The organism is Streptomyces sp. DSM 116795, from assembly GCF_055792905.1.
Window position 1 is genome coordinate 2500329 of record NZ_CM147707.1, and the last position, 25424, is coordinate 2525752.

The 25424-nt window shown below is 70.6% G+C and carries 23 protein-coding genes; 13 read left to right on the forward strand and 10 right to left on the reverse strand.

Going from position 1 to position 25424, the window contains the following annotated elements; translation table 11 throughout:
- Window positions 1-68: 68 nt before the first annotated feature.
- From ACSMXX_RS10550 to ACSMXX_RS10560, 3 genes are all read left to right on the forward strand, one after another.
- Window positions 69-1340, forward strand: a complete 1272-nt coding sequence (locus ACSMXX_RS10550) for an alanine racemase (RefSeq protein WP_473183782.1) — start codon at window positions 69-71, stop codon at window positions 1338-1340.
- A gap of 73 nt (window positions 1341-1413) precedes the next feature.
- The gene (locus tag ACSMXX_RS10555) at window positions 1414-3045 is read left to right on the forward strand and encodes an N-acyl-D-amino-acid deacylase family protein (protein ID WP_473183783.1); all 1632 of its coding nucleotides are present in this window, start codon (window positions 1414-1416) and stop codon (window positions 3043-3045) included.
- Between the two features lie 325 nt (window positions 3046-3370).
- On the forward strand, window positions 3371-4375 hold the full coding sequence (locus ACSMXX_RS10560; protein WP_473183784.1) for a right-handed parallel beta-helix repeat-containing protein: 1005 nt from the start codon (window positions 3371-3373) through the stop codon (window positions 4373-4375).
- Window positions 4376-4602: 227 nt separating this feature from the next.
- Here the strand turns inward: ACSMXX_RS10560 and trhA are convergent, their stop codons facing one another.
- On the reverse strand, window positions 4603-5409 hold the full coding sequence (gene trhA, locus ACSMXX_RS10565; protein ID WP_473183785.1) for a PAQR family membrane homeostasis protein TrhA: 807 nt from the start codon (window positions 5407-5409) through the stop codon (window positions 4603-4605).
- A gap of 292 nt (window positions 5410-5701) precedes the next feature.
- Between trhA and ACSMXX_RS10570 the strand changes: the two genes are divergently transcribed.
- Window positions 5702-7540: a phosphoenolpyruvate carboxykinase (GTP) gene (locus ACSMXX_RS10570; protein ID WP_473183786.1), complete on the forward strand. Its 1839-nt coding sequence runs from the start codon at window positions 5702-5704 to the stop codon at window positions 7538-7540.
- 100 nt (window positions 7541-7640) lie between these two features.
- Here ACSMXX_RS10570 and ACSMXX_RS10575 read toward each other — a convergent pair whose 3' ends face one another.
- A complete protein-coding gene (locus ACSMXX_RS10575; protein ID WP_473183787.1) occupies window positions 7641-8042 on the reverse strand; it encodes an SCO4983 family protein in 402 nt (133 codons plus the stop codon).
- Between the two features lie 155 nt (window positions 8043-8197).
- A complete protein-coding gene (locus tag ACSMXX_RS10580) occupies window positions 8198-9409 on the reverse strand; it encodes a pyridoxal phosphate-dependent aminotransferase (RefSeq protein WP_473183788.1) in 1212 nt (403 codons plus the stop codon).
- Between the two features lie 135 nt (window positions 9410-9544).
- On the opposite strand from ACSMXX_RS10580, the gene ACSMXX_RS10585 reads away from it, so the two are divergent.
- Together ACSMXX_RS10585 and ACSMXX_RS10590 are read left to right on the forward strand one after the other, a co-directional pair.
- Window positions 9545-11131, forward strand: a complete 1587-nt coding sequence (locus ACSMXX_RS10585) for an MFS transporter (protein ID WP_473183789.1) — start codon at window positions 9545-9547, stop codon at window positions 11129-11131.
- 38 nt (window positions 11132-11169) lie between these two features.
- Window positions 11170-11820, forward strand: a complete 651-nt coding sequence (locus ACSMXX_RS10590; RefSeq protein ID WP_473183790.1) for a TetR/AcrR family transcriptional regulator — start codon at window positions 11170-11172, stop codon at window positions 11818-11820.
- On the opposite strand, the gene ACSMXX_RS10595 is transcribed toward ACSMXX_RS10590, so the two are convergent.
- A complete protein-coding gene (locus tag ACSMXX_RS10595) occupies window positions 11806-13842 on the reverse strand; it encodes a thioredoxin domain-containing protein (RefSeq protein WP_473183791.1) in 2037 nt (678 codons plus the stop codon). The genes ACSMXX_RS10590 and ACSMXX_RS10595 overlap by 15 nt on opposite strands.
- Window positions 13843-14559: 717 nt before the next feature.
- The gene (locus ACSMXX_RS10600) at window positions 14560-15732 is read right to left on the reverse strand and encodes a hypothetical protein (protein WP_473183792.1); all 1173 of its coding nucleotides are present in this window, start codon (window positions 15730-15732) and stop codon (window positions 14560-14562) included.
- A gap of 109 nt (window positions 15733-15841) precedes the next feature.
- On the opposite strand from ACSMXX_RS10600, the gene ACSMXX_RS10605 reads away from it, so the two are divergent.
- Complete coding sequence (locus ACSMXX_RS10605; protein ID WP_473183793.1) at window positions 15842-17011, forward strand: cystathionine gamma-synthase; 1170 nt, start codon at window positions 15842-15844, stop codon at window positions 17009-17011.
- A gap of 122 nt (window positions 17012-17133) precedes the next feature.
- Here the strand turns inward: ACSMXX_RS10605 and ACSMXX_RS10610 are convergent, their stop codons facing one another.
- The 3 genes from ACSMXX_RS10610 to ACSMXX_RS10620 are packed head-to-tail and all read right to left on the reverse strand — an operon-like array spanning window position 17134 to window position 18594.
- Window positions 17134-17382: a hypothetical protein gene (locus ACSMXX_RS10610; RefSeq protein ID WP_473183794.1), complete on the reverse strand. Its 249-nt coding sequence runs from the start codon at window positions 17380-17382 to the stop codon at window positions 17134-17136.
- The gene (locus ACSMXX_RS10615; protein ID WP_473183795.1) at window positions 17379-17975 is read right to left on the reverse strand and encodes a sigma factor-like helix-turn-helix DNA-binding protein; all 597 of its coding nucleotides are present in this window, start codon (window positions 17973-17975) and stop codon (window positions 17379-17381) included. Before ACSMXX_RS10615 ends, ACSMXX_RS10610 begins: the two co-directional genes overlap by 4 nt.
- Before the next feature lie 55 nt (window positions 17976-18030).
- On the reverse strand, window positions 18031-18594 hold the full coding sequence (locus ACSMXX_RS10620; RefSeq protein WP_473184723.1) for a MarR family winged helix-turn-helix transcriptional regulator: 564 nt from the start codon (window positions 18592-18594) through the stop codon (window positions 18031-18033).
- Between the two features lie 179 nt (window positions 18595-18773).
- On the opposite strand from ACSMXX_RS10620, the gene ilvA reads away from it, so the two are divergent.
- From ilvA to ACSMXX_RS10635, 3 genes are all read left to right on the forward strand, one after another.
- Entirely contained in the window at window positions 18774-20018 is a 1245-nt protein-coding gene (ilvA, locus tag ACSMXX_RS10625) for a threonine ammonia-lyase (protein ID WP_473183796.1), read from the forward strand.
- Window positions 20019-20307: 289 nt separating this feature from the next.
- Window positions 20308-21366 (forward strand): ATP-binding cassette domain-containing protein, encoded by a 1059-nt coding sequence (locus tag ACSMXX_RS10630; protein WP_473184724.1) that lies wholly within the window; start codon window positions 20308-20310, stop codon window positions 21364-21366.
- Window positions 21363-22229: an ABC transporter permease gene (locus ACSMXX_RS10635; protein ID WP_473183797.1), complete on the forward strand. Its 867-nt coding sequence runs from the start codon at window positions 21363-21365 to the stop codon at window positions 22227-22229. Before ACSMXX_RS10630 ends, ACSMXX_RS10635 begins: the two co-directional genes overlap by 4 nt.
- A gap of 122 nt (window positions 22230-22351) precedes the next feature.
- On the opposite strand, the gene greA is transcribed toward ACSMXX_RS10635, so the two are convergent.
- Window positions 22352-22849 (reverse strand): transcription elongation factor GreA, encoded by a 498-nt coding sequence (gene greA, locus ACSMXX_RS10640; protein ID WP_473183798.1) that lies wholly within the window; start codon window positions 22847-22849, stop codon window positions 22352-22354.
- A gap of 131 nt (window positions 22850-22980) precedes the next feature.
- Window positions 22981-23445, reverse strand: coding sequence for a DUF4307 domain-containing protein (locus tag ACSMXX_RS10645; protein WP_473183799.1), 465 nt, complete (start codon window positions 23443-23445; stop codon window positions 22981-22983).
- A 112-nt stretch (window positions 23446-23557) separates the two neighbouring features.
- On the opposite strand from ACSMXX_RS10645, the gene mca reads away from it, so the two are divergent.
- From mca to msrA, 3 genes are read left to right on the forward strand one after another with little or no spacing between them, the layout of a single operon-like run.
- The gene (gene mca, locus ACSMXX_RS10650) at window positions 23558-24427 is read left to right on the forward strand and encodes a mycothiol conjugate amidase Mca (RefSeq protein WP_473183800.1); all 870 of its coding nucleotides are present in this window, start codon (window positions 23558-23560) and stop codon (window positions 24425-24427) included.
- 4 nt (window positions 24428-24431) lie between these two features.
- Complete coding sequence (locus ACSMXX_RS10655; protein WP_473183801.1) at window positions 24432-24683, forward strand: hypothetical protein; 252 nt, start codon at window positions 24432-24434, stop codon at window positions 24681-24683.
- Window positions 24684-24724: 41 nt separating this feature from the next.
- A complete protein-coding gene (gene msrA, locus ACSMXX_RS10660; protein WP_473183802.1) occupies window positions 24725-25414 on the forward strand; it encodes a peptide-methionine (S)-S-oxide reductase MsrA in 690 nt (229 codons plus the stop codon).
- Window positions 25415-25424: the final 10 nt, after the last annotated feature.

Genomic DNA, 25424 nt, shown 5'->3' on the forward strand with positions numbered 1-25424 from the left:
TTGAGCGAAATACGCAATGCTTGTTGCACTTACTGCAACGGCCTGGTGCTACGGAGTAGGAGTCCCCTATGGCCGGCGCGGACCCGCTCGCCTCCCTCGCCGAAGAGCGCATCGACCACCGCTTCAAGGGGCTCCCTCCGGACGCCGCGGGCGCCACCGTCGCCGCACTCACCGCGGAGCACCGCAATCTGTTCACCGGCGGCTTCACCACACCGGTTCTCGCCCTCTCCGCGGAGCGCCTCCAGCACAACCTGGCGCTCATGGAGACGTACACGCGGCGGCACGGCCTGGCCTTCGCCCCGCACGGCAAGACCTCCATGGCCCCGCAGCTCTTCCACCGCCAACTCGCCCACGGTGCCTGGGGGATCACCCTCGCCGTGCCCCATCAGGTCGCCGTGGCCCGGGCGTTCGGGATTCCGCGTGTCTTCCTCGCGAACGAGCTCGTCGACGCCGCCGCGCTCCGCCGGATCTCCCAGGAGCTCGACGCCGACCCGGACTTCCACTTCGTCTGCTACGCCGACTCGACGGCCGGTGTCGCGCTGATGGACGCCGCCCTCGCTGAGGCGGGTGCCTCGCGTCCCGTCGACGTCGTGGTCGAACTGGCCGCCGGCGAAGGCGCCCGTACGGGAGCGCGCAGCGAAGCCGAGTGCGAGGCGGTCGCCGACGCCGTCGCCGCGGCACCGACTCTCCGCCTGGCCGGCGTCGCGGGCTACGAGGGCGAAGTCCCGGACGCCTCGACGGAGACGGTCACCGCCTGGCTGCGACGGCTGACCGCCCTCGCCGCCGCGTTCGACACCGCGGGCCGCTTCGACGGGCTCTCCGAGATCGTGCTGAGCGCGGGGGGCAGCGCCTGGTTCGACGCCGTCGCGGAGGTCTTCGCCGAACTGCCGCCGCTCTCCCGGCCGGTGCTGAAGCTGCTCCGCTCAGGCGCGTACGTGTCGCACGACGACGGCGCATACCGCGAGAAGACGCCCTTCAACCGCGTACCCGAAGAGGGCACCCTGCAGGCCGCGTTCACGCTCTGGGCGCAGGTCGTCTCCCGTCCCGCCCCCGACCAGGCGTTCCTCAACGCGGGCAAGCGCGACGCGGCGTTCGACCTGCACCTCCCGCAGCCCCACACGGTCCGCTCGCGCGACGGCGCCACGCGCCCCGCCGACGGCATCACCGTCACGGCGCTCTCCGACCAGCACGCGTGGGTCCGTACGGAGGCGCCCGTCGAGGTCGGCGAGTGGGTGGGCCTCGGGCTCTCCCACCCGTGCACGATCTTCGACAAGTGGCAGCTCATCCCGGAGACGACCGCGGACGGCACCGTCACGGGATACGTACGTACGTTTTTCTGAGCCCGCAGCCTTCTGAGCCCGCAGCCTTCTGACGGGCGGCCTGCCCGCACCCACCCGGAAGGGAACCGCCCTCATGGACCTGCTCATCCGCAACGCGGACGTCGTCGACGGCTCCGGGACGTCGGCCCCGTACCGCGCCGACGTCGCCGTCGAGGACGGCCGCATCACCGCCGTCACCCGCGAAACCGACGGCCCTGGCGCCCGCCCCGCCGGAGCCCGGCGCACACTCGACGCCACGGGCCTCGCCCTCTCCCCCGGCTTCATCGACATGCACGCCCACTCCGACCTCGCCCTGCTGCGCGACCCGGACCACTCGGCGAAGGCCGCGCAGGGCGTCACGCTCGAAGTCGTCGGCCAGGACGGGCTCTCCTACGCGCCCGTCGACGACCGCACCCTCGCCGCCGTACGCAGCGCCATCACCGGCTGGAACGGCACGGGCGACGACATCGACTTCGACTGGCGCACCGTCGGCGGGTACTTGGACCGCATCGACCGCCAGGGCACGGCCGTCAACGCCGCCTACCTCGTGCCGCAGGGCACCGTGCGAATGCTCGCCGTCGGCTGGGACGACCGCCCCGCGACGCGTGCGGAGACCGAGGAGATGGGGCGCCTCGTCGCCGAGGGCCTGGAGCAGGGCGCCGTCGGCATGTCCTCCGGCCTCACCTACACACCCGGCATGTACGCCTCCGACGCCGAACTCGCCGTACTGTGCCGCACGGTGGCCGCGTACGGCGGTTACTACTGCCCGCACCACCGCTCCTACGGCAAGGGCGCGCTGCAGGCGTACGAGGAGATGATCGAGCTCACCCGCGACGCCGGCTGCGCGCTCCATCTCGCCCACGCCACCATGAACTTCGGCGTCAACAAGGGCCGGGCGCCCGAGCTGACCGGCCTCCTCGACCGTGCGCTCGCCGCCGGCGCGGACATCACCCTCGACACGTATCCGTACACCCCGGGGTGCACGACTCTCGTGGCGATGCTGCCGAGCTGGGCGAGCGCCGGCGGCCCGGAGGCGATCCTGGCGCGGCTTTCGGACGAGGAGACGTGCTCGCGCATCCGGCACGTCATGGAGGTCGAGGGAGCCGACGGCTGCCACGGCGTCCCCATGGACTGGAGCACGATCGAGATCTCGGGCGTCTCCCACCCGGCCCTCTCGCACCACGTCGGCCGGACGGTCGCCGAGTCGGCGGCGGAGAACGGGGAGGAGCCGTTCGTCACCGCCCGCCGCCTGCTGATCGAGGACCGGCTCGGCACGACGATCCTCCAGCACGTGGGCCACGAGGAGAACGTCCGGCACATGATGCGCCACCCCGTCCACACCGGCGGCAGCGACGGCATCCTCCAGGGCGACAAGCCGCACCCGCGCGCGTACGGCACCTTCCCGCAGTATCTCGGCCGCTACGTACGGGAGTTGGGCGTGCTCTCCCTCCAGGAGTGCGTCGCCCACCTCACCTCGCGCCCCGCCGCACGGCTCCGCCTCCCCGACCGCGGCCTGGTCCGCGAGGGCTACCGCGCGGACCTCGTCCTCTTCGACCCGGCCACGGTCGCGCCGGGCTCCACCTACGACAACCCGCGCGTGCTGCCCACGGGCATCCCGCACGTGCTGGTCGACGGGCGCCCCGTCATCGAGGACGGCCGCCGCACGGACGTCCTCGCGGGCCGCGCGATCCGCCGTACACCGACGGAGGGAACTCCGCGGCACTGACGATGCCGGGCGGCAGCAACAGGCCGGGGTTCTCGCGGAGTTGAGCCCCTGTCCCTTTCTCTCTGGCTGAGGCAGGGCGCATGACGGCGCATCGCACGGAGCCGGAGCCCTCAGAGGGCGTGCATAAGAACTGCTTACTTCGGAATTTGCATGCCCCTCACGTGCAGGCTGTTGCATCCTCCGCCGACGGGCAGCATTTCTTCGCGATGTGACATCTGTCGGAGATGTCACAAACAAATCGCGTTCAGGGCGAGTTCGCCGTACTCACGGTTCCGTGACCCGCCCTTCCAGCTGATCAGATCAAGCACGAGGGAGAGACCTCTGCATGAGAAAGTCCCTTCGGAACAGCAGTCTCAGCGCTGCCGTCGGCCTCGGACTCTGTCTGGCCGTCATGCCCGCCCAGCCGGCCCACGCCGCGACCACCGTCCCCTGCAACGACATCACCGCTCTCAGGGACGCCATCGACCAAGCCAACCTCACGGGCGAAACCGTCCAGCTCGCAGCGGGGTGCACCTACACCCTGACCGACACCGACAACGAATCGGACGGGCTCCCGGAGATCACCGGTGACGTCACCATCTCCGGCCAGAACGCAACCATCCGGCGCTCCGCCGGCGCCGCGGACGACTTCCGGATCTTCCACGTCAAGAATTCGGGAAGTCTCTCCCTTCTCCGCGTCAACGTCAGCGGCGGCCGGACGAATCTGAACACGCTGGAAGGGTCCCAGGGCGGTGGCATCTGGAACGAGGACGGCAGCCTCAGCCTCACGCAGAGCAACGTCACCGGCAATCAGGCCAACAGAGGCGGCGGCGTCTACAACTCGGGCACCCTGTCGTGGGTTTCCGGAACGCTCCGCAACAACAGCACCACCGCCAGCTTCGGCGGTGGTCTCAACAACCAAGGCTCCGCCGTCCTCACCTCCGTCAGCATCGCGGACAACACGAGTGCCTCGGACAGCGGCGGCATCGAGAACTGCGGCTCCGCCACACTGCGTCTCACCTCCTCCCCGGTCACCGGCAACAGAGCAGCGAGCAACGGAGGCGGCATCTACCACTGCGGGGCCGGCGCCCAACTGGTGAACAGCCCTGTGACCGGCAACAGGGCAGGATCCGTCGGAGGCGGCATCTTCGTCGCCGCAAGCGGAGCGAGCCTCGTCTCCAGCCCCGTCACGAACAACACGCCCGACAACTGCTTCCCGGACGGCGCCCTTCCCGGCTGCACCAATCCCGCCGCCGCTCTCCGTCAGGACGAAGCACCTGACGCACGCAGCAAGGCCCGGCATCTCGACCACAGCCACGCCGCGTCGTCACCCAAGTCGAAGACCGGCTAGGTGTGTTGCTCACGGATCCGTCGGCTCCGTGAGCAAGGCGAAGGCGAAGACCTCCGCCGCGGTGAGACCGTTCGTACGGCACCGCATGTGGAGGTCTTCGCGTCTCCCCGGTGTGTCCGGCCGGCCGGACACACCGGGTCGTCGAGCGTGTGAACCACCCACATGAGGGTCCGGGTGGCAGCTGGTTCGGCGGAACGGAACGCCCGCCCGCCCGCCCGGTGCGAGGGCTACGCGTGCTGGTACGCCACCAGCGAGATCCCCACGTAATGGACGACGAACGCGGCCAGGGTGAAGGAGTGGAACACCTCGTGGAAGCCGAACCACCGCGGTGACGGGTTCGGCCGCTTGATTCCGTAGACGAGGCCGCCCGCGCTGTACAGCAGGCCGCCCACGATCACGCACACCAGCACGGCGATGCCGCCCTCGCGCAGGAACGCGGGCAGATAGAAGACCGCGGCCCAACCCATCGCGATGTAGCAAGGCGTGTAGAGCCACCGCGGAGCGCCGACCCAGAACACCCGGAAGCCGATGCCGAACACGGCTGCCGCCCACACACCCCACAGCAGCGGCGAACCGGAACCGTCGGGAAGCAGAAGGATCGTCAGCGGCGTGTACGTCCCCGCGATGATCAGGAAGATGTTGGCGTGGTCGAGCCGCCGCAGCACGGCATTGGCCCGCGGCCCCCACTCGCCCCGGTGGTAGAGGGCGCTCACTCCGAAGAGCAGACAGGCGGTCAGGGTGTAGACGGCGCAGGCGATACGGCCGCGGGAGCTGTCGGCGAGCGCGGTCAGGAAGATCCCGGCGGCGAGCACCGCGGGGAACATCCCCGCGTGCAGCCATCCGCGCAGCCGCGGCTTGATGAGTGCGGGGATCGCCGAGGCGCCTCTGGACGCCGCCGAAGTGACGGCAGCCGCAGCGGACTCCAGGGTGGCGGCGGCAGAACCGCCGGAGTGGACCGGCTTGTCGGTTCCGTCCGCGCCACCTTCGGAGCCCGCGCTGTTCACGGGCTCGTGCGGGCGGGACGCGTCATTCATACGGCCCATCGTAGCTACGGGGGCGTAACCAACGACACGCTCTCGTGGACCGCATGCCGCTCATCGGAGTGGTGATGGACACATCCTTTCCATCTGGACAGGCAGCCGATACGCTCACATGCTCAGAGGAGCAAGGGTGACACCGGATGAGCGAGCCGCGCAGACGCACCAGCCCAGCACCATCACGAACGCATCCGGGTCGCGGCCCCCAAGGGGCGAGTTGAAGCACGAAGCCAAAAAATGCGGATACCAGTGCAGTTATCCGTTGGAACCCTCAACGTCTGGAGAGATTGTGGCGCGCAGTTCTGCGGCTCCCGCCATCAACACCGTTCCCACACGCCACCAGGAGCTCGTCTCCTGGGTGGAGGAAATCGCCGCTCTCACAGAACCGGACCGGATCGTCTGGTGCAACGGCTCCGAATCGGAGTACGAGCGCCTGTGTGAAGAGCTCGTCGAGAAGGGCACGTTCACCGAACTGGACCCGGTGAAACGGCCGCACTCCTACTACGCCGCCTCCGACCCCAGCGACGTCGCACGCGTCGAGGACCGCACCTTCATCTGCTCCGAGAAGGAGGAGGACGCCGGTCCCACCAACCACTGGAAGGCCCCCGGCGAGATGCGGGCCCTCTTCCAGGGCGAGGGTGGCTCCGGAGGGATCTTCCGCGGCTGCATGCGCGGCCGCACCATGTACGTCGTCCCCTTCTGCATGGGCCCCCTCGGCTCCCCGCTCTCCGCACTGGGCGTCGAGATCACCGACTCCGCGTACGTCGCCGTCTCGATGCGCACCATGACGCGCATGGGACAGCAGGTCCTCGACGAGCTCGGCGAGGCCGGCTTCTTCGTCAAGGCGGTCCACAGCGTCGGCGCCCCGCTGGAGCCCGGCGAGCAGGACGTGCCCTGGCCGTGCAACAACACCAAGTACATCTCCCACTTCCCCGAGAGCCGCGAGATCTGGTCATTCGGATCGGGCTACGGCGGCAACGCACTGCTCGGCAAGAAGTGCTACGCGCTGCGCATCGCCTCCGTCATGGCACGGGACGAGGGCTGGCTCGCCGAGCACATGCTCGTACTGAAGCTCACGCCGCCGCGCGGTGAGTCCAAGTACGTCGCCGCCGCCTTCCCTTCGGCCTGCGGCAAGACGAACCTCGCCATGCTGGAGCCCACCATCAAGGGCTGGACGGTCGAGACCATCGGCGACGACATCGCGTGGATGCGCTTCGGCGAGGACGGGCGTCTGTACGCCATCAACCCCGAGGCCGGCTTCTTCGGCGTCGCCCCGGGCACCGGCGAGCACACCAACGCCAACGCCATGAAGACCCTCTGGGGCAACTCGGTCTTCACCAACGTCGCCCTCACCGACGACGGCGACGTGTGGTGGGAGGGCATGACCGAGGAGACGCCCGCACACCTCACCGACTGGAAGGGCAACGACTGGACCCCCGAATCCGGGACTCCGGCCGCCCATCCCAACGCCCGCTTCACCACGCCGGCCGGGCAGTGCCCGATCATCGCGCCGGAGTGGGAGGACCCGCGTGGCGTGCCCATCTCCGCGATCCTCTTCGGCGGCCGGCGCGCCTCGGCCGTACCGCTGGTGACGGAGTCCTTCAGCTGGCAGCACGGGGTCTTCCTCGGCGCGAACGTCGCCAGCGAGAAGACGGCGGCGGCCGAGGGCAAGGTCGGCGAACTGCGCCGCGACCCGTTCGCCATGCTGCCCTTCTGCGGCTACAACATGGGCGACTACTTCGCGCACTGGGTGAAGGTCGGCAAGGACGCCGACCAGGCCAAGCTGCCGAAGATCTACTACGTCAACTGGTTCAAGAAGAACGAGGACGGCAAGTTCGTCTGGCCCGGTTTCGGCGAGAACAGCCGCGTGCTGAAGTGGATCGTGCAGCGCCTCAACGGCGAGGCGGAGGGCGTCGAGACGCCCATCGGCGTGCTTCCGACGAAGGAGTCCCTCGACCGGGACGGGCTCGACATGACGGAGGCGGAGCTCGACTTCGTGCTGGAGGTCGACAAGGAGGTCTGGCGCGACGAGGCGGCGCTGGTCCCCGGGCACCTCAACACCTTCGGCGACCACACGCCGAAGGAGCTCTGGGACGAACACCGCGCGCTTGTGGAGCGGTTGGGCTGATGCGGTAACCGCCCCCGCTCGGACTCCGCTCGGCGCCCCTCACCGGCAGGTGGGGGGCGCCGTTCGCGCCGTGCGAAGCCGTGGGTTCCGGGGCCTGGGATCAGGCAGCGGTGAGACCCAGGGCCGAGGCGTGGAAGTCGCGGCACTGGCTGGCAACCACCATGGCCGGCTCGTCGTCCCGGTACGTGGCGATCACGACGGCATGGCCTGCCAGAGTGTGGGCCCGGTGGTGCAGCGAATCGATGTGCGCCGGGTCGGCGTCCCGCGCCGTGGGCGCCGCACGGAGCGGGGCCTGGCGCAGGCGCGTGACCTGGACGGCCAACTCCTCTGCGGCTTCGTCCAGTTCGGCAGCGGGAACGAGCGCACGCAGTTCGTCCGTCACCGTCAGCAGGGCGGTGAGGTGTCCGGCGAGGCGGATGTCCAGCTCCTCTTCCCGTGAGCGGTGCGGGAAATCAGCCTCGGCCATGGCGTGTACCGACTTGCTGCGGATCGGTTCGTACATGGTCGGCCTCCTGCGCGTTACGTCGCCCGGATGACAGCCTAACTTAGACTCGGTCTAAAGTTGAGCCGTGTACATTTCCTGCCCGGACGACAAGCGGTCGTGCCCTGTCGCCGATGCGGGAGGGGCGAGATGCGGAGGCGGTGGCTCCGGGGAGCTCAGGGCTGGCTGTAACCGTCCAGGAAGGCGCCGATGCGGGTCACCGCGTCTTCCAGTTCCTTCACCGGCGGCAGGTTGACGATGCGGAAGTGGTCGGGGTCGGGCCAGTTGAAGCCCGTGCCGTGGACGATCATGATCTGCTCGGCCCGCAGCAGGTCGAGGACCATCTCCCGGTCGTCCTTGATCTTGTAGACCTTGGGGTCGAGCCGCGGGAACGCGTAAATCGCACCCTTCGGCTTCACGCACGTCACACCGGGGATCTGCGTCAGCAGATCGTGCACCATGTCGCGCTGCTCCAGCAGCCGCCCGCCCGGCAGCACCAGGTCGTTGATCGACTGCCGCCCGCCGAGCGCGGCGGCCACCACGTGCTGCGCCGGCATATTGGCGCACAGCCGCATGTTGGCGAGGATCGTCAGCCCTTCGATGTAGCTCTGCGCGTGGCCCTTCGGCCCGCAGACCGCCATCCAGCCGCTCCGGTACCCGGCAACCCGGTACGCCTTCGAAAGGCCGTTGAAGGTGACGGTGAGCAGGTCGGGGGCGACGACGGTCGTGGGCGTGTGCGTCACGCCGTCGTAGAGGATCTTGTCGTAGATCTCGTCCGAGTAGACGATCAGGCCGTGACGCCGCGCGATGTCCGTGAGGCCGCGCAGCATCTCCTCGTCGTAGACGGCACCCGTGGGGTTGTTCGGGTTGATGACGACGAGCGCCTTCGTCCGGTCGGTGACCTTGCTCTCGACGTCGGCCAGGTCCGGCATCCAGTCCGACTGCTCGTCGCAGCGGTAGTGCACGGCCGTGCCGCCGGAGAGCGAGACGGACGCCGTCCACAGCGGATAGTCGGGCGCCGGGACGAGGACTTCGTCCCCGTCATCGAGCAGTGCCTGCATCGACATCTGGATCAGCTCGGAGACGCCGTTGCCGAGGTAGATGTCCTCGACGGATAGCTCGATGCCCTGCGTCTGGTAGTGCTGCATCACCGCGCGGCGGGCGGAGAGGAGCCCCTTCGCGTCGCCGTAGCCATGGGCATCGCCGGCGTTGCGGATCATGTCCTCGAGGATCTCCGGCGGGCACTCGAAGCCGAAGGGCGCCGGGTTGCCGGTGTTGAGCTTGAGGATGCGGTGGCCTGCTGCCTCCAGCCGCATCGCCTCCTCCAGGACCGGGCCCCGGATCTCGTAACAGACGTTTGCGAGCTTCGCCGACTGGATCACCTGCATTCCGTCACCTTACGGGCCGACCTGGGACGGGGCCACGTGTTATTGGCCACCCGGGGCAGCGCCCGGCGACTCGGCCTTGACAGGCGATATTTTTTGAGAGTCACTATCAAAAGATATCAACCATCGGAGTTCGCCATGACCACGTCGCCCGATCCCCGCCGCTGGTGGGCCCTCGCCGCCCTCGGCACGAGCATGCTCGTGCTCGGTTTCGACCTGACGATCCTCAACGTCGCCCTCCCCGAGATGGGACGCCAACTCGGCGCCGGAACAGGGGAGATGCAGTGGATCGTGGATGCGTACATCGTGGTCTTCGCCGCCGCGATGCTGCCCGCCGGCCTGCTGGGCGACCGCTTCGGACGGCGGCGGCTGCTCATCGCGGGGCTGGCGGTCTTCCTCGCGGGTTCGCTGCTCGGCGGACTCGCGGACGATCCCGGGTGGGTCATCGCGGCCCGTACGTTCATGGGGCTCGGGGCGGCCCTGGTGACGCCGCTCGCGCTGTCCGTGCTCCCGTCGCTCTTCGAGGACGAGGGCGAGCGCACCAAGGCCGTCGGCATCATCACCGCGACGGTCGCCGGCGGGATGCCGCTCGGCCCCATCGTCGGCGGCTGGCTGCTCGACCACTTCTGGTGGGGCTCGGTCTTCCTGGTCAACGTGCCGCTCGCCGCGCTCGGGATCGTCGTCTGCCTGACGCTGCTGCCCGAGTCCCGCGACGAGTCGGCGCCTCATGTCGACGCGCTCAGCGCCCTGTTGAGCGTCGCCGGCCTGGGCTCACTCGTCTTCGGCATCATCGAGGGGCCGGCGCGCGGCTGGAGCGACGCGTTCGTCGTCGGCACGCTCGCGGCATCGGTGGCGTTGCTGGCGGCGCTCGTACTGCGGGAGCGGCGGGTGGCGCGGCCGATGCTGGACCTGACGCTGCTGGCGCGGCCCGCGTTCGGCCGGAACGCGCTCATCGCGACGCTGATCACGCTCGTACTGTCCGGGCTGCTGTTCGTGCTGCCCCAGTACCTGCAGGCGGTGCTGGGCCTCGACGCGTTCGGCACGGGGCTGCGCCTGCTGCCGCTGATGGCGGGCCTGCTCGTCGCGGCCCGTGGATCGGGCCCGCTGACGGCGCGGTTCGGGGCGCGTCCGGTGATCGCCGCCGGGCTGGTGGTGATGGCCTTCGCCGCGTTCCTCGGTGCCCGCACCGACGTGAGCGACGGCTACGGGCTTACGGCGACCTGGCTGACCGTCACCGGATTCGGCGTCGGCTTCGCGATGGTGCCCGCGATGGACGGCGCGCTGGCCGCGCTGCCCGCCGCACACGCGGGCAGTGGTTCCGGGCTGCTGATGACCGTACGTCAGACGGGTGCGGCGATCGGCATCGCCGTACTGGGCAGCCTGCTGTCCGGCACGTACGCGGCACGGCTGGAGACGGACGGGCTGCCCGCGGTCGCGGCGGAGACGGCCCGCGACTCCGTGGTCGCGGCGCATGCGATCGCCGAGCGGGTGCACTCGGACGCGCTCGCCGCCTCGGCGGACGCGGCGTTCGTCGACGGCATGACGATGGTGCTCTCGGTGTGCGGAGCCGCGGCGCTCGCGGCGGCCCTGCTGACGGTGCTGCTGCCGGAGGGCCGGCGGGAGAAGACGGCCGCGGCGGCGGAGGAACCAGCCCCGTCGGAGACAGGGGCCGCGGCCGAAGAGACGGAGGAGGGTCCTGGCTCCCTCTCTCTGCCCGGCGCATAGGTGGCCCCGCTGAGCGGGGATGGCCGACAATGAGGCCCATGGCCCCCGCACGTACCGAGTCCTCCGCTGTGTCCGCCTCCCGTCCGGGGCTGCGCGAGCGGAAGAAGATCAAGACAAGGCAGGCGATCCGGAAGGCCGCCTACCGGCTCTTCGATGAACAGGGGTACGCCGCCACGTCCGTCGAGCGGATCGCGGAGGAGGCGGAGGTCTCCCCCAGCACCGTCTTCCGCTACTTCCCGACGAAGGAAGACATCGTGCTCTCCGACGAGTACGACCCGCTGCTGCGCGACGCGCTGCTGTCCCGTCCCGCCGACGAGCCGCCCGTGACGGCGCTGCGCAACGCCATGCTGGGGATCTTCGCGCAGGCCATGCGTGCCGAGCCCGGCCGTGAGCCCGCCGAGGCGCGCCAGCGGATGCGGCTCGTACGCGAGGTCCCGGCCCTGCGCGCACGCATGGCCGAACACATGTCGGTGACGGGGCGGTTCCTCGCGGGCGCGCTGGCCGAGCGGACCGGGCTCGCCCAGGACTCCTTCGAACTGCGCGTGTACACAGGGGCGTTGCTCGGCGCACTGGCAGAGGCGCTGTTCTGCTGGGGCGAGGACGAGGAGCGGGAGGACCTGCTCGACGTGCTCGACTGCGCGCTGAACGTGGTGGAGAACGGGCTCAGTTCCGGCTCAGTTCCGCAGTGAGCGCTCCAGGACCTCGGGATCGGCCGTCGGGGCGTCGCAGGTGAAGTTGCGGCACACGTAGGCGGTCGGGTTCCCGTCCAGCAGCGGACGGTCCCGCAGCAGCGGCACGTCCAGCGCCGCCGCCGAGCCCGGCTCGGCCATCGCGACCACCGCGCCGGGCGCGGTCGCCAGCAGCGCCGTACGGTGCAGCGTGCCCGTACCGGGGTCGGTGTGCGGGCCGACCACCGCGACCTCCCGCGGGCCGTCCAGGGCGGCCTCCGCGGCGGCGAGACCCCAGCCGATGAAGCGCGGGGCGCGCGGCGCGAGCGCCCGCACGATGCCGAGCGCCCGTTCGGCGGCCTCGCGGTGCCGGGAGCTGCCGGTGTAGGCGGCGTAGGTGAGCAGGGCGTGCGCGGCGGCCGTCCAGCCCGACGGGGTGGAGCTGTCGGTTGGGTCCTGCGGACGCCGGATGAGGGCCTCGGCGTCGTCGGCGGTGTCGTAGAGAGTCCCGTCGGCGTCCGTGAAATGGCCGAGCACGGTCTCCAGCAGCACGCCGGCGCTGTCGAGCCAGCCGGGCTCTCCTGTGACGGAGTAGAGGCTCAGCAGCCCCTCCGCCACGTCCGCGTAGTCCTCCAGCACGCCCGCGCTGGGGCCGGCGGTGCCGTCCCGCGAGGTGCGTACGAGGCGGCCGTCGGCGCACATGTGCAGATCGGCCAGGAGGCGGGCGGCGGCGGACGCGGCCTCGACCAGGTCGGGGCGGTCGAAGTAGGCGCCGGTCTCGGCGAGGGCGGCGACGGCCAGCCCGTTCCAGGCCGCGACGACCTTGTCGTCACGGGCGGGGCGTGGCCGCTCCTCGCGGGCGCGCAGCAGCCTCTCGCGTACGGACGTGACCCGGGAGGCGTCCGAGAGCTGGGCGCCGTCGCGGAGCTGGAGGACGGAGGCGCCCTCCTCGAAGGTGCCCTCGTCGGTCACGCCGTAGTAGCCGGCGGCCCACTGCCCGTCCTGCTCGCCGAGGACCTCGGTCAGCTGGGCGGGAGTCCAGACGTAGTAGGAGCCTTCGCGGTGGCGGCCGTGCCCGTCGTCGCTGTCGGCGTCCAGTGCGGAGGCGAACCCGCCCTCGGACGTGCCGAGTTCGCGCACCATGAAGTCCGCGGTCTCCAGAGCGACGCGGCGGGCCATGTCCGAGCCGGTGCTCCGCCAGGTGTGGGCGTAGACGCGGCAGAGCAGGGCGTTGTCGTAGAGCATCTTCTCGAAGTGCGGTACGACCCATCCGGCGTCCACGGAGTAGCGGGCGAATCCGCCGCCGAGCTGGTCGTAGATGCCGCCGCGCGCCATCGCCTCGCAGGTGGCCTGGGCCATCTCCAGCGCACCGTCGGAGCCGGTACGGGCGTGGTGGCGCAGCAGGAACTCCAGCGCCATGGACGGCGGGAACTTCGGCGCTCCCCCGAACCCGCCCCGCTCGGCGTCGAAGTCGCGGGACAGCTCCAGCAGCGCCGTGGCCAGCTCGTCCGGGCCGGGGGGCTGCGGCTGTTCGTAACGGATACCGCGGGCCGCGAGGTCCCGTACGATCCGGCCGGCCACGTCGGCGACCTCCTCGCGCCGGTCCGACCACGCCGTGGCGACGCCCTCCAGCACCTGCCGGAACGAGGGCATGCCGTGACGGGGAGCGGGCGGGAAGTACGTGCCGAAATAGAAGGGCTCGGCGGCGGGCGTGAGGAAGACGGTCATCGGCCAGCCGCCCTGGCCGGTGGCCGCCTGCACGGCCTCCATGTAGACGGAGTCGACGTCGGGACGCTCCTCGCGGTCGACCTTGACGGAGACGAAGTGGGAGTTGAGGTACTCGGCCGTGGCCTCGTCCTCGAAGCTCTCGTGGGCCATGACGTGGCACCAGTGGCAGCTGGCGTATCCGATGCTGAGCAGCACCGGCACCCCGCGGCTGCGCGCCTCCTCGAACGCGGCCTCCGACCAGGGCCACCAGTCGACCGGGTTCCCGGCGTGCTGCTGCAGGTAGGGGCTCGTCTCGTCCGCGAGTCGGTTCGCCATCCCTCCATCGTGCATTACGCGCTCCCGCGCGTGATCCGCCCACCCGCAGCCGCGCTCCGGGGCTCCTCCGATGGCCGCGGCCCCGCGGGACGCCGCCGGGGAGAGGGAGCGGGGTCCGGGAGAGGTCCGCCCCTCACGGGCGGGCCCGGCACCGCAAGCCCGCCGAGCAGGTTCCGGACCCCTCAGTGACACACCAGGCGAGCCGCCGCGAACCGCATCGCCGGGCCAGGACCGGACCGCGCACGCGCTGCGCTCGCCGCAGCTGAGTCGCCCCGCACGACGATCCGCCCCACGCCGGGCCCTTCACCCGGCCAGGCCGGGTCGGGCGCCGAGATCCACCCCGAAGGCCCGGGGCTGTTCGGCGGAGCGGGACGCCGGATCCGAAGGCATCGGCGGAACACCCGCCGCCCGGTCAGCAGCCGGAGGACCGAACCGGCCGGGAAATCGGCCGGGAGCCGGAGACCGAATCGGCGGGGCCCGCTCGGCCGCATGCCGATCGGCACGGGGGCCGACGTGCCCGCGAAGGACCGCAGAAGCGGACCCGGCCCCGCAAGGCCGCAAGGCCACAAGGCCACAAGCCGCAGACGCGCCGCCAGGTACCGGAGCCGTTCGGTTCGGTGCGGTGCAGACGGCACCGCACCCCGCCAGGCCGCGGGTGCCTTCGCGTGCCCGGACGAGTCCCGTGCGCCGGAGCGCCCCGGCGCCCCGCGCCCCGGCTCAGAGCTGGGCGCGGTCGCCGCCCGTCGCCTCCCAGCCGGAGACGGCCAGCGCACGGTACGCCGCGTAGTGGGCGGCCGGGTCACCCGAGTCCGCCCACGGAATCGCGCCGACGTAGCCGTCCACCACACGCAGCGCCTCCATCGCCTCTCCGTACCGTTCGGCCCGTACGAGGAAGCAGACGAGCAGATGCAGCACGTGCGGACGTACGGGATGGCCGGCCTCGACCTGGTCGACGGCGTACTCGGCCGCCTCGACGGCCTTCTCGATCTCCGCGCTCTGGTAGAGCCCGCGCACGACGTTGACCTCGGGCAGGTGCTCGTACGCCGCGAAGAGCGGCAGCGCCGGCAGCAGCGTCCCCTCTGGGGCGTCGGCGGCGGCTGTCTGCGCGAAACGGTCGGCCTCGGCGCGGGAGCCGCAGCCCTTCTCCGACCAGTACGGCAGGGCGGCCATGTGCGCGCCCATGTGGTTCGGTGCCTTGCGCCGCAGCCTCGCCCACAGCTCCTCGAAGTCGGCGCGCCGGTAGGAAAGATGGCGTGCGACGAAGAGCTCGGTGATGTGCGGCGTGGGGTCGTCGGGGGCGAGCCGCGCGGCCTCCTCGCAGACCGTACGGGCCTCTTCGAGGATGATCCGGTGGTCCGCGGAGGACGGGTCGGAGACCGCCTGCCAGACCAGGAACTGCGCGTACACCTGGGCGCCGCCCGGGTCGCCGGGCTGCTGCGCACGCCACTCGCGCAGCCAGCGCGCGTCACGCAGCCCCGCTTCCTTGCTGAACGAGACACCGCCACCGGGGCCACCCTTGCCGTCGGCGGGGGATTCGGGGGCGCCGAGCGCACGCGCCTGTGCGAGTTCCATCGCCGCCGCGCCGGCCGTCGACTGCACCCGCTGCCAGCGCAGTTCCCACTCGTCCCCGGTCAGGGCGATCAGGCGCGCGACGGGCTGCCAGTCCTGGGTCCGCTGCGTCTCCTCCACCGCCTCGGCGAACTCGTGGTCGGGGCCCGGCAGTCGTACGTCGAGCTGCTCGGTCGGTACGAAGCCGTAACCGGCGCCCGCGTCGACGGCGCGGGCGATTCCCTGCGCACCCTGCAGCCGATGCCGCCGGCGGCGCATCGCGGGCCCGACCAGGACACCGAAGATGGCGGTCAGTGCGATCAGCACGAGCAGGGCTTCCATGTCTGCTGTCTCCCCGGTGGACGTGCGAGCGGGACGTGACGGGCGGTCCCGTCCGAGCGGTTCGCGTGAGCCGCTCTGACTACACCGTACGGCGCATTACGCTCGGGCCATGAGCGACCAGCGCGACAGCGGGCAGACGCCCCAGAGCTTCGAGACCCTCGCGATCCACGCGGGGCAGACGGCCGACCCGGCGACGGGAGCCGTCGTACCGCCCATCTACCAGGTCTCCACGTACAAGCAGGACGGCGTCGGAGGCCTGCGCGGCGGCTACGAGTACAGCCGTTCCGCGAACCCGACACGTACCGCACTCGAGCAGAACCTCGCCGCACTCGAAGGCGGCCGCAACGCCTTCGCGTTCGCGTCCGGCATGGCCGCGGAGGACTGCCTGCTGCGGACCCTGCTCGTGCCCGGCGACCACGTGGTGATCCCGAACGACGCCTACGGCGGCACGTTCCGCCTCTTCGCGCGGGTCGCGGAGCGGTGGGGTGTGGAGTGGTCGGTGGCCGACACCTCCGACCCCGCGGCGGTGCGTGCCGCACTGCGCGACCGTACGAAGGCGGTGTGGGTGGAGACGCCGTCCAATCCGCTGCTCGGCATCAGCGACATCACCGTGCTCGCCGAGCTCGCGCACGGCGCCGGCGCACGCCTGGTCGTGGACAACACTTTCGCGAGCCCGTATCTGCAGCAGCCCCTCGCCCTGGGCGCGGACGTCGTCGTGCACTCGACGACGAAGTACGTGGGCGGCCACTCCGACGTCGTCGGCGGCGCCCTGGTGCTGACGGAGGCGGAGCTGGCCGCGGAGATCGCCTTCCACCAGAACGCGATGGGCGCGGTGGCCGGCCCGTTCGACTCCTGGCTGGTCATGCGCGGCACGAAGACCCTGGCCGTACGGATGGAGCGGCACAGCGCGAACGCCTCCCGTGTGGCCGAGATGCTGCAGGCCCACCCGGAGGTGGCGCAGGTCTACTACCCGGGGTTGCCCTCGCACCCCGGGCACGAGACGGCGGCGAAGCAGATGCGGGCCTTCGGCGGCATGGTCTCCTTCCGGGTGGCGGGCGGCGAGGAAGCGGCGGTGCGGGTGTGCGAGCGCGCGCGGCTGTTCACGCTGGGAGAGTCGCTGGGTGGTGTCGAATCGCTGATCGAGCACCCCGCGCGCATGACGCACGCGTCGGCGGCGGGCTCCGCGCTGGAGGTGCCGGCGGATCTGGTGCGGCTGTCCGTCGGGATCGAGTCGGTGGACGACCTGCTGGCGGATCTGCGGCAGGCACTGGGCCAGTAGCCGTTCGCGGGCGGCCGGGCCTCGTGCCACCGGGTGGCGCTCGCTCCGGTCACCGGGGGCCGCCCGGGCCGCCTGGCCGCTCTCCGCTGCCGGTTCCGCTGCCCGTTCCCCTGCAGGATTGGCTACCAGCCGAGGGGCGGCGTCGTCCGTGCGGGCTGCACGGCCCAGGGCTCGGCGACGGCCGCCCACACGGCGAAGGCGACAGCGGCGGTGAAGAACGCCCACAGCAGCAGCGCCGCGGTACGTCGCCGGTGCGCCACGCGGAGCCCGCGCAGCAGTGCACGCTCGGCGAGATCGGTCGGCAGGGGAGCAGGCGGTACGGACTCGAGCAGGCTGCGCACCTCGGTCTCCTTGCGGTCGGGCGCCTTCATGCGACCCCTCCCGGCTCCCGGCCCGCTCCGGCGGGGTGCCGCACGGGCAGGGCGGCGGCCGGCTTTCCCCGGTGCCCCAGGCCGCCGAGCAAGCGGGACGCGATCAGGGACGCGGCGCGCGGCCGGGTTCCGCGCGGGCCTCCGCCTCCGCCCCCGCCCCCGCGGCTAAGCAGTTCCGCCATGGCCCGCGTGCACAGCCCCCGCACCCGCTCCACCGGCAGTCCGAGCGACGCGGCGACCTGTTCCTCCGCCACGCCTTCGTACATCCGCAGCACCAGCATCAGCCGTTCCTGAGGAGGCAGAGCGTCGAGCATGCCGCCGCGTGGGCGCCGGTAGCGGCGGGCGGTGTGCGCGAAGTGGGCGGCGAGATCCTGCCGTGTGTGCTCGTACGGATCCTCGCCGCGCAGACGGTCCCAGTCCGCGTACGTACGCGACAGGGCACCGACGAGCAGATCCTGCGCGGCCGGGGCCATACCGAAGGGCTCCCCGGTCAGCAGCGTGGCGGCATGCAGCAGCCGGCCTGCCGCGCCCGCGACGAACGCCTCGAACTCCCGGGCCCGGCGGCGTTCTTCTCGCGCCCGCCGCTCTCCCACGTCTGCGCCTCCCGACGCCCCGTACGGCAATGGGACGGCAGGCGCGGTGATCAAATCAAGAGGGCGGTACTTCCGGAGTGTCCGTGGAGGGCTGAATGCCTTGCATGGCGCTGTTGAAGCGGGTCAGCAGCCTGCAGAACGTCTCGCGGTCCTCCTCGGCCCAATCCTCCGTCAGCACCGCCATCAGCTCACGACGGGAGGAGCGCACCTGGCCGAGGCGGGCGGTGCCGTGCGGCGACAGCTTGAGGACGACGGCTCGCCCGTCCTCGGGGTGTGTGGCGCGGGTGACCAGGCCTGCTTCGACGAGCGGCGCGACCTGCCGGGTGACGGTCGAGGAGTCGATGCCCATGCCGGACGCGAGCGCCTTGACGCCCATCGGTCCGACCTGGTCGAGCCGGTTGAGCAGGAGATACGCGGCCCGGTCCATCGAGTTCCTCGCCTGGCCTATCCCGCCGAGACGGGTCTGCTCGGCGCGGCGGGCGAAGACGGCGACCTGGTGCTGCATCGCGTCGAGGACGCGGGCTTCGGGGCTCGGGGCGTGCTCGGGGGCTTCGCGGCCTTCGCCGTCCTGGTCGGCGCGGGCGTGATCCGGGGTCTGATCTGTGCTGTTCACTGTCATCATGTCCGGTTGCATGGGCATGCCGAGGGGCTCACTTCTCCGGGAAAGTTCCAAGGAACACGGAAAGACCTGATCTGCTGCCAAGAGTACGCGGCAAGCGCGTGACCCGTACCGGCGCTGCGTGAACAGGCCCTCTACCGCACGGTCGCCCGGGGCCCGCGAGCTGCGACACTGACGCCATGGTCTCCCCCGCCCCCGACGCCTCAGCCGTATCCGCGTCCGTCACCGTCGACGACGTACGGGCCGCGCAGAAGACGCTCACCGGAGTGGCCCGTACGACATCCATGGAGGGAAGCCGGCACCTCAGCTCCCTCGTCGGCTCCCCGGTTCACCTCAAGTGCGAGAACCTGCAGCGCACGGGCTCGTTCAAGCTGCGCGGCGCATACGTGCGCATCGCCGGCCTGACTCCGGACGAGCGAGCGCGCGGCGTCGTCGCGGCGAGCGCCGGCAACCACGCGCAGGGGGTGGCCCTGGCGGCCTCGCTGCTCGGCGTGGACTCCACCGTGTTCATGCCGGAGGGCGCCCCGCTGCCGAAGGTCGCGGCGACCCGCGACTACGGCGCGGAGGTGCGGCTGCGCGGTCAGGTCGTCGACGAGACGCTGCGGGCGGCCCAGGAGTACGCGGAGGAGACGGGCGCCGTCGTCATCCACCCCTTCGACCATCCCGACGTGGTGGCCGGTCAGGGGACGCTCGGGCTGGAGATCCTCGAACAGTGCCCCGAGGTGCGCACCATCGTGGTGGGCGTAGGGGGCGGCGGCCTCGTCGCGGGCATCGCCGTGGCGGTCAAGGAGCTGCGGCCCGACGTACGGATCATCGGCGTGCAGGCCGAGGGGGCGGCGGCGTATCCGCCCTCGCTCGCGGCCGGCAGGCCGGTGGTGCTGGACTCCGTCTCGACGATGGCCGACGGGATCAAGGTGGGGCGGCCCGGGGACGTGCCGTTCGAAATCGTTGGCGCTCTGGTCGACGAGGTCCGTACGGTGTCCGAAGACGCCCTGTCCAGCGCGCTGTTGCTCTGCCTGGAGCGGGCGAAGCTGGTGGTGGAGCCGGCGGGGGCCTCTCCTGTGGCGGCCTTGCTCTCACGGCCCGAGTCGGTCGAAGGGCCCGTCGTCGCGGTCCTCTCCGGGGGCAATGTCGATCCGCTGGTGATGCAGCGGACGCTGCGGCACGGCATGGCGGCCGCGGGCCGCTATCTGTCCCTGCGGCTGCGGCTGACGGACCGGCCGGGGGCGCTGGCGGCTCTGCTGAGGGAATTGTCAGTGGCGGACGCTAACGTCCTGGACGTGGGCCATGTACGGACCGATCCGCGGCTCGGGCTCGACGAGGTGGAGGTGGAGCTGCACTTGGAGACGAAGGGACCGGAACACTGCGAGGACGTCGCGGCCAAGCTGCGCACGGCCGGATACACGGTCGTTCTGACCCGCTGACGCCGCCGGCCCGACGGGCGACGGCCCGCCCGGTGGCGGAAGCGGGAGGGGTACAAGCGGGGGCAGACGGGGAGCCGATTCCCAGCTCGGACATCCAGGTCCCACCATCCGCGCTCCATGCGGGAGCACTCGCGACTGTCGCGAGGTGCCGGAAAGGTGTTGACGCGATGTATCGCGTCAACTCATACTACTGACCTACGGTTTGCAGAACCAGCTTTCTCATCGCATGCCGGACATCTCCGGCCTGATCGTCATCAACCATCACTTCTCCATACCTGGGAGCCCACTTATGCCAGGCGCCATTTACGCCGAGGGTCTCGTGAAGACCTTCGGCGCGGTAAGGGCACTGGACGGCGTCGACCTCGATGTCCCCGAGGGCACTGTTCTGGGTCTGCTCGGGCCCAACGGCGCCGGCAAGACCACGGCCGTGCGGGTGCTCACCACCCTCATCCGGCCCGACAGCGGCAAGGCTGCCGTGGCCGGGCTCGACGTCCTCAAGCAGCCCAACGAGGTGCGGCGTTCCATCGGCCTGTCCGGCCAGTTCGCCGCCATCGACGAGTATCTGACCGGCAGGGAGAACCTGCGGATGGTCGGGCAGCTCTACCAGCTCTCCTCACACGACGCCAAGAAACGGGCGGGCGAGCTGCTCGAGCGGTTCAACCTCGCGGACGCCGCGGACCGCACGGCCAAGACGTACTCGGGCGGCATGCGCCGCCGTCTCGACCTCGCGGCGGCGCTCGTCGTCCGTCCACCGGTGATGTTCATGGACGAGCCCACGACCGGCCTCGACCCGCGCAACCGGCTCCAGCTGTGGGAGGTCATCGAGGAGCTGGTCGCCGGCGGCACCACCCTCCTGCTCACCACGCAGTATCTGGAGGAGGCCGACCGCCTCGCCCACGACATCGCCGTCGTCGACCACGGCAAGATCATCGCCCGCGGCACGTCCGACCAGCTCAAGGCCCAGATGGGCGGCGAGCGCGTCGAGGTCGTCGTGCACGACCGCGCCGAGATCTCGGCCGCCGAGGCCATCCTCGCCAAACACAGCATGCCGGGCACCGGCCCGGAGGGCGTCTCGGTCGAACAGCACACCCGCAGGCTGACGGTCCCCGTCACCGGCGGCGCGAAGCTGCTCGCCGAAGTCATCCGCGAACTGGACGGCCGGGGCATCGAGATCGACGACATCGGCCTGCGCCGCCCCACCCTCGACGACGTCTTCATCACCCTCACCGGCCACGCTGCCGAGGACGCCGACGAGCAGGGCGGCGCGGCGGCCGGCGGCGACGCCGCGGCGGACAAGAAGCAGAAGCGCAAGAGCAGGAAGCAGCAGAAGAAGGAGGCCGTCAAGTGACTGCCACGACCACGGCACCGACGGCTCCCACTCCGGCCACTTCAGCGGGCGGCGGCCTCCGGCAGTCCGTCCGCGACTCCCTCACCGTCGCCAAGCGCAACCTCATCCGGATGCTGCGCATCCCCGAGGTCGTCGTCTTCGGGCTCTTCCAGCCCATCATGTTCGTGGTGCTCTTCAGCTACGTCTTCGGCGGCTCCATCAACCTCCCGGGCGCCGGCCTCGACCCGGGCCTCTACCGCGAGTTCCTGATGGCCGGCATCTTCGCCCAGACCGTCACCTTCGCCACGGCGGGAGCGGGCGCGGGCATCGCCGAGGACATGCACAAGGGCCTCATCGACCGTTTCCGTTCACTGCCGATGGCCCGCGGAGCTGTGCTCACGGGCCGCACGCTCGCCGATCTCGTGCAGACCGGGCTCACCCTGATAGTGCTGGGCCTCGTCGCGCTGCTCGTCGGCTGGCGCACCCATGAGAACGGGCTGAAGGTGCTGGCCGGATTCGGCCTTCTGCTGCTCCTCGGCTACGCCTTCACGTGGATCGGCGCGCTGATCGGCCTGACGGTCCGTACGCCTGAGGCCGCCACCTCCGGAGGGCTGATCTGGCTCTTCCCGCTGACGTTCATCTCGAACGCCTTCGTCCCCTCGCAGAACATGCCTGCGGTGCTGCGGGTATTCGCCGAGTGGAACCCGTTCAGCGCCACGGTGCAGGCCTGCCGCGAGCTGTTCGGCAACCTTCCGCCGAACTACCCGGTGCCCGACGCATGGCCCATGCAGCACCCGGGCTGGGCGTCGCTGATCTGGTCGATCCTGATCATCGCGTTCTTCCGCACGCTGGCGGTGCGCAAGTACAAGTCGGCGACGGCCTGACGGCACCCCCGTCAGCCCAACCGGCAAGCTGTGGGCCCCGGCCGGATCGGCCGGGGCCCACAGCTGTGTGCTTCTTGCGTCTGCCGGGGTGGTGCGGTGAGGGGCTCCGCTGGTGCGACACCTCAGCCCTGGTACGGCTTCGCCTCCAGGACCCTCACCGACGCCATCTTGCCGTTCGGCAGCTCGTACTCCGCGTCCGTACCGACCTTCTTGCCGTTCACGCCACTGCCCAGCGGGGACTGCGGCGAGTACGTCTCGATGTCCGAGCTTGCGTACTCCCGCGACGCGAGCAGGAAGGTCACCGTGTCGTTCTCGTCACCGTCGAAGGCGATCGTCACGACCATGCCGGGCGCCACCACGCCGGTGTCTGCGGGGGCCTCACCGACCTTGGCGTTCTCCAGCAGCTGTTCGAGCTGGCGCACGCGCAGCTCCTGCTTGCCCTGCTCCTCCTTGGCCGCGTGGTACCCGCCGTTCTCGCGGAGGTCGCCCTCTTCGCGAGCCGCCTCGATCTTCTTGGAGATCTCGGTACGTGCAGGACCCGACAGGTACTCCAGCTCGGCCTTGAGCTGGTCGTACGCCTCCTGGGTGAGCCAGGTGACGTTGTCGCTGGTCTGGGTCACAGGTGCTCCTCGTCGGTACTGGGAATAAAAACATCGCCCTGCCCAGAGGCTGCGCCTTCAGGGTGGGGCGGAAACTACGAGCCTAACAATTCCGGTGGAAAAGGGAAGAAGGACGAACGCTGCGTACGAAGTCAGTGACCTTTGGTTTCCCGCGGTTCGCAGCCCAGCAGCTCGGCGCTCGTGGCGCGCCTCGTCGTCCGCAGAGAAGCGACTGTGTCCACCTGCTCGGCGCGGCCGGCGACTGTCACGTCCTTCCGCCCGACCTCCGCTCCGTCGGCCGACCGTGCACGCAGCGTGCAGACACCGCTCACGTCCGCGTCCTTGCGGACCTCGAGGTGCACTTCCACCGTACGGCCGGAGACGACCTTGAACTTGATCACCTGACCGCTCACCGGCTGGCCGCCCACGTAGTCCGCGCCGAACCAGCAGATCCCGGCGAGCGACAGCACGCCCAGCACTCCGCCGACGATCTTCAGCCTGCGGTCGGTACGCGCGTCCCGGCCGCCGCCCGTCGCCGCGGCCCCGTACCGTCCCTGCGGCAGGCCGCCGGCCCCCGGGGCGCGCCGCCCGCCGTCCGCGGATCGCACGTCAACCATGGCCGGGTCCACTTTCGTCGCATCGAGGGGGGCTGGAATCGGGAATACATCGGGATGCCGATTCGGTCACTATAGGTGGCGCCCGCCATGACGAGTTGACGAGGACCGAGTCTTGACTGAGCAGCTGCGACTGATGGCCGTACACGCGCATCCCGACGACGAGTCGAGCAAGGGTGCGGCCACGATGGCCAAGTACGTATCCGAGGGGGTGGACGTGCTGGTCGCGACCTGCACAGGAGGCGAGCGCGGCTCCATCCTCAACCCCAAGCTCCAGGGCGATCCGTACATCGAGGAGCACATCCACGAGGTCCGCAAGAAGGAGATGGACGAGGCCCGGGAGATCCTCGGCGTGAAACAGGCCTGGCTGGGCTTCGTCGACTCGGGGCTGCCGGAGGGCGACCCGCTGCCGCCGCTGCCGGAGGGCTGCTTCGCGCTGCAGGACGTGGACGTCGCGGCCGGGGCGCTCGTGCGCCTCATCCGCGAGTTCAGGCCGCACGTGATCACCACGTACGACGAGAACGGCGGCTACCCGCACCCCGACCACATCATGACCCACAAGATCTCGATGGCGGCCTTCGATGCCGCCGGCGACCCGGAGAGGTATCCGGAGACCGGCCCCGCCTGGCAGCCGCAGAAGATCTACTACAACCAGGGCTTCAACCGCCCCCGCACCGAGGCCCTGCACAAGGGCCTGCTGGACCGCGGCCTGGACTCCCCTTACGGGGAGTGGCTGGAGCGGTGGAAGTCGATGGGCCGCGAGCGCACGCTCACGACGTACGTGCCCTGCGGCGACTTCTTCGAGATCCGCGACAAGGCGCTCATCGCGCACGCCACGCAGATCGATCCCGACGGCGGCTGGTTCCGCGTACCGCTGGAGTTCCAGCGGGAGGTCTGGCCGACGGAGGAGTACGAGCTCGCGAAGTCCCTCGTGGACACCTCGCTACCCGAGGACGACCTCTTCGCGGGCATCCGCGACAATTGAAGACATGACCCTGACGAGTCCGGCCCACAACGCCGTCGTCCAGGTCCTTCCCCTGGCAAAGGACCTGGATGAGAACAAGGTGACGCCCGGCGTCCTCGGCTTCATCGTCTTCGCCGTGATGGGCGTCGCGGTGTGGATGCTGATGAAGTCGATGCACCGGCACATGAACAAGGTCGACTTCGAGGAGGCCCCGCCGGCGGGTGCCGCCCGCGAGGGCGACGGGACCGCCGGCAAGAGTTCCGGGCCCGGAGCCTGACCGGCACACACGAGTACGTATACGTACGACGGGAGTTCGCCATGCTGTTCGGCAGCCACAAGAACCACCTCCCGACCGCGGACGAGGCCCTGCCGGGCCGCCCCGAACGCGAGTTCACGGTCCCCGAGCGCCACACCGTCCTCGGCAACCCGCTGCTGGGTCCCTACCCGGAGGGCCTGGCGGTGGCGGACTTCGCCATGGGCTGCTTCTGGGGAGCCGAGCGGATCTTCTGGCGCGCCGACGGCGTCTGGACGACCCTCGTCGGCTACCAGGGCGGCCACAGCCCGAACCCGACGTACGAAGAGGTCTGCTCCGGCATGACCGGGCACACCGAGGCGGTGCGCGTCGTCTACGATCCCGAGCGGATCTCGTACGACTCCCTCCTCAAGCTCTTCTGGGAGTCACACGACCCGACACAGGGCTTCCGCCAGGGCAACGACAGCGGCACCCAGTACCGCTCGGCTATCCACACCCACGGCCCCGAGCAGCAGGCCGCGGCTGAGGCCTCGCGGGACGCGTACCAGAAGGTCCTCACGGCGGCCCGCCACGCCGCCATCACCACGGAGATCCTCCCCTCCGAGCCCCGCCCCTTCTACCCGGCGGAGGGCTACCACCAGCAGTACCTGGACAAGAACCCGGCAGGGTACTGCGGGATCGAGGGGACGGGCGTCAAGCTAGGTGACCAGTTCGGTGGCTCCTGCCCGACGGGGATCACGCCTTCGGACGGCTGATGACCAGATT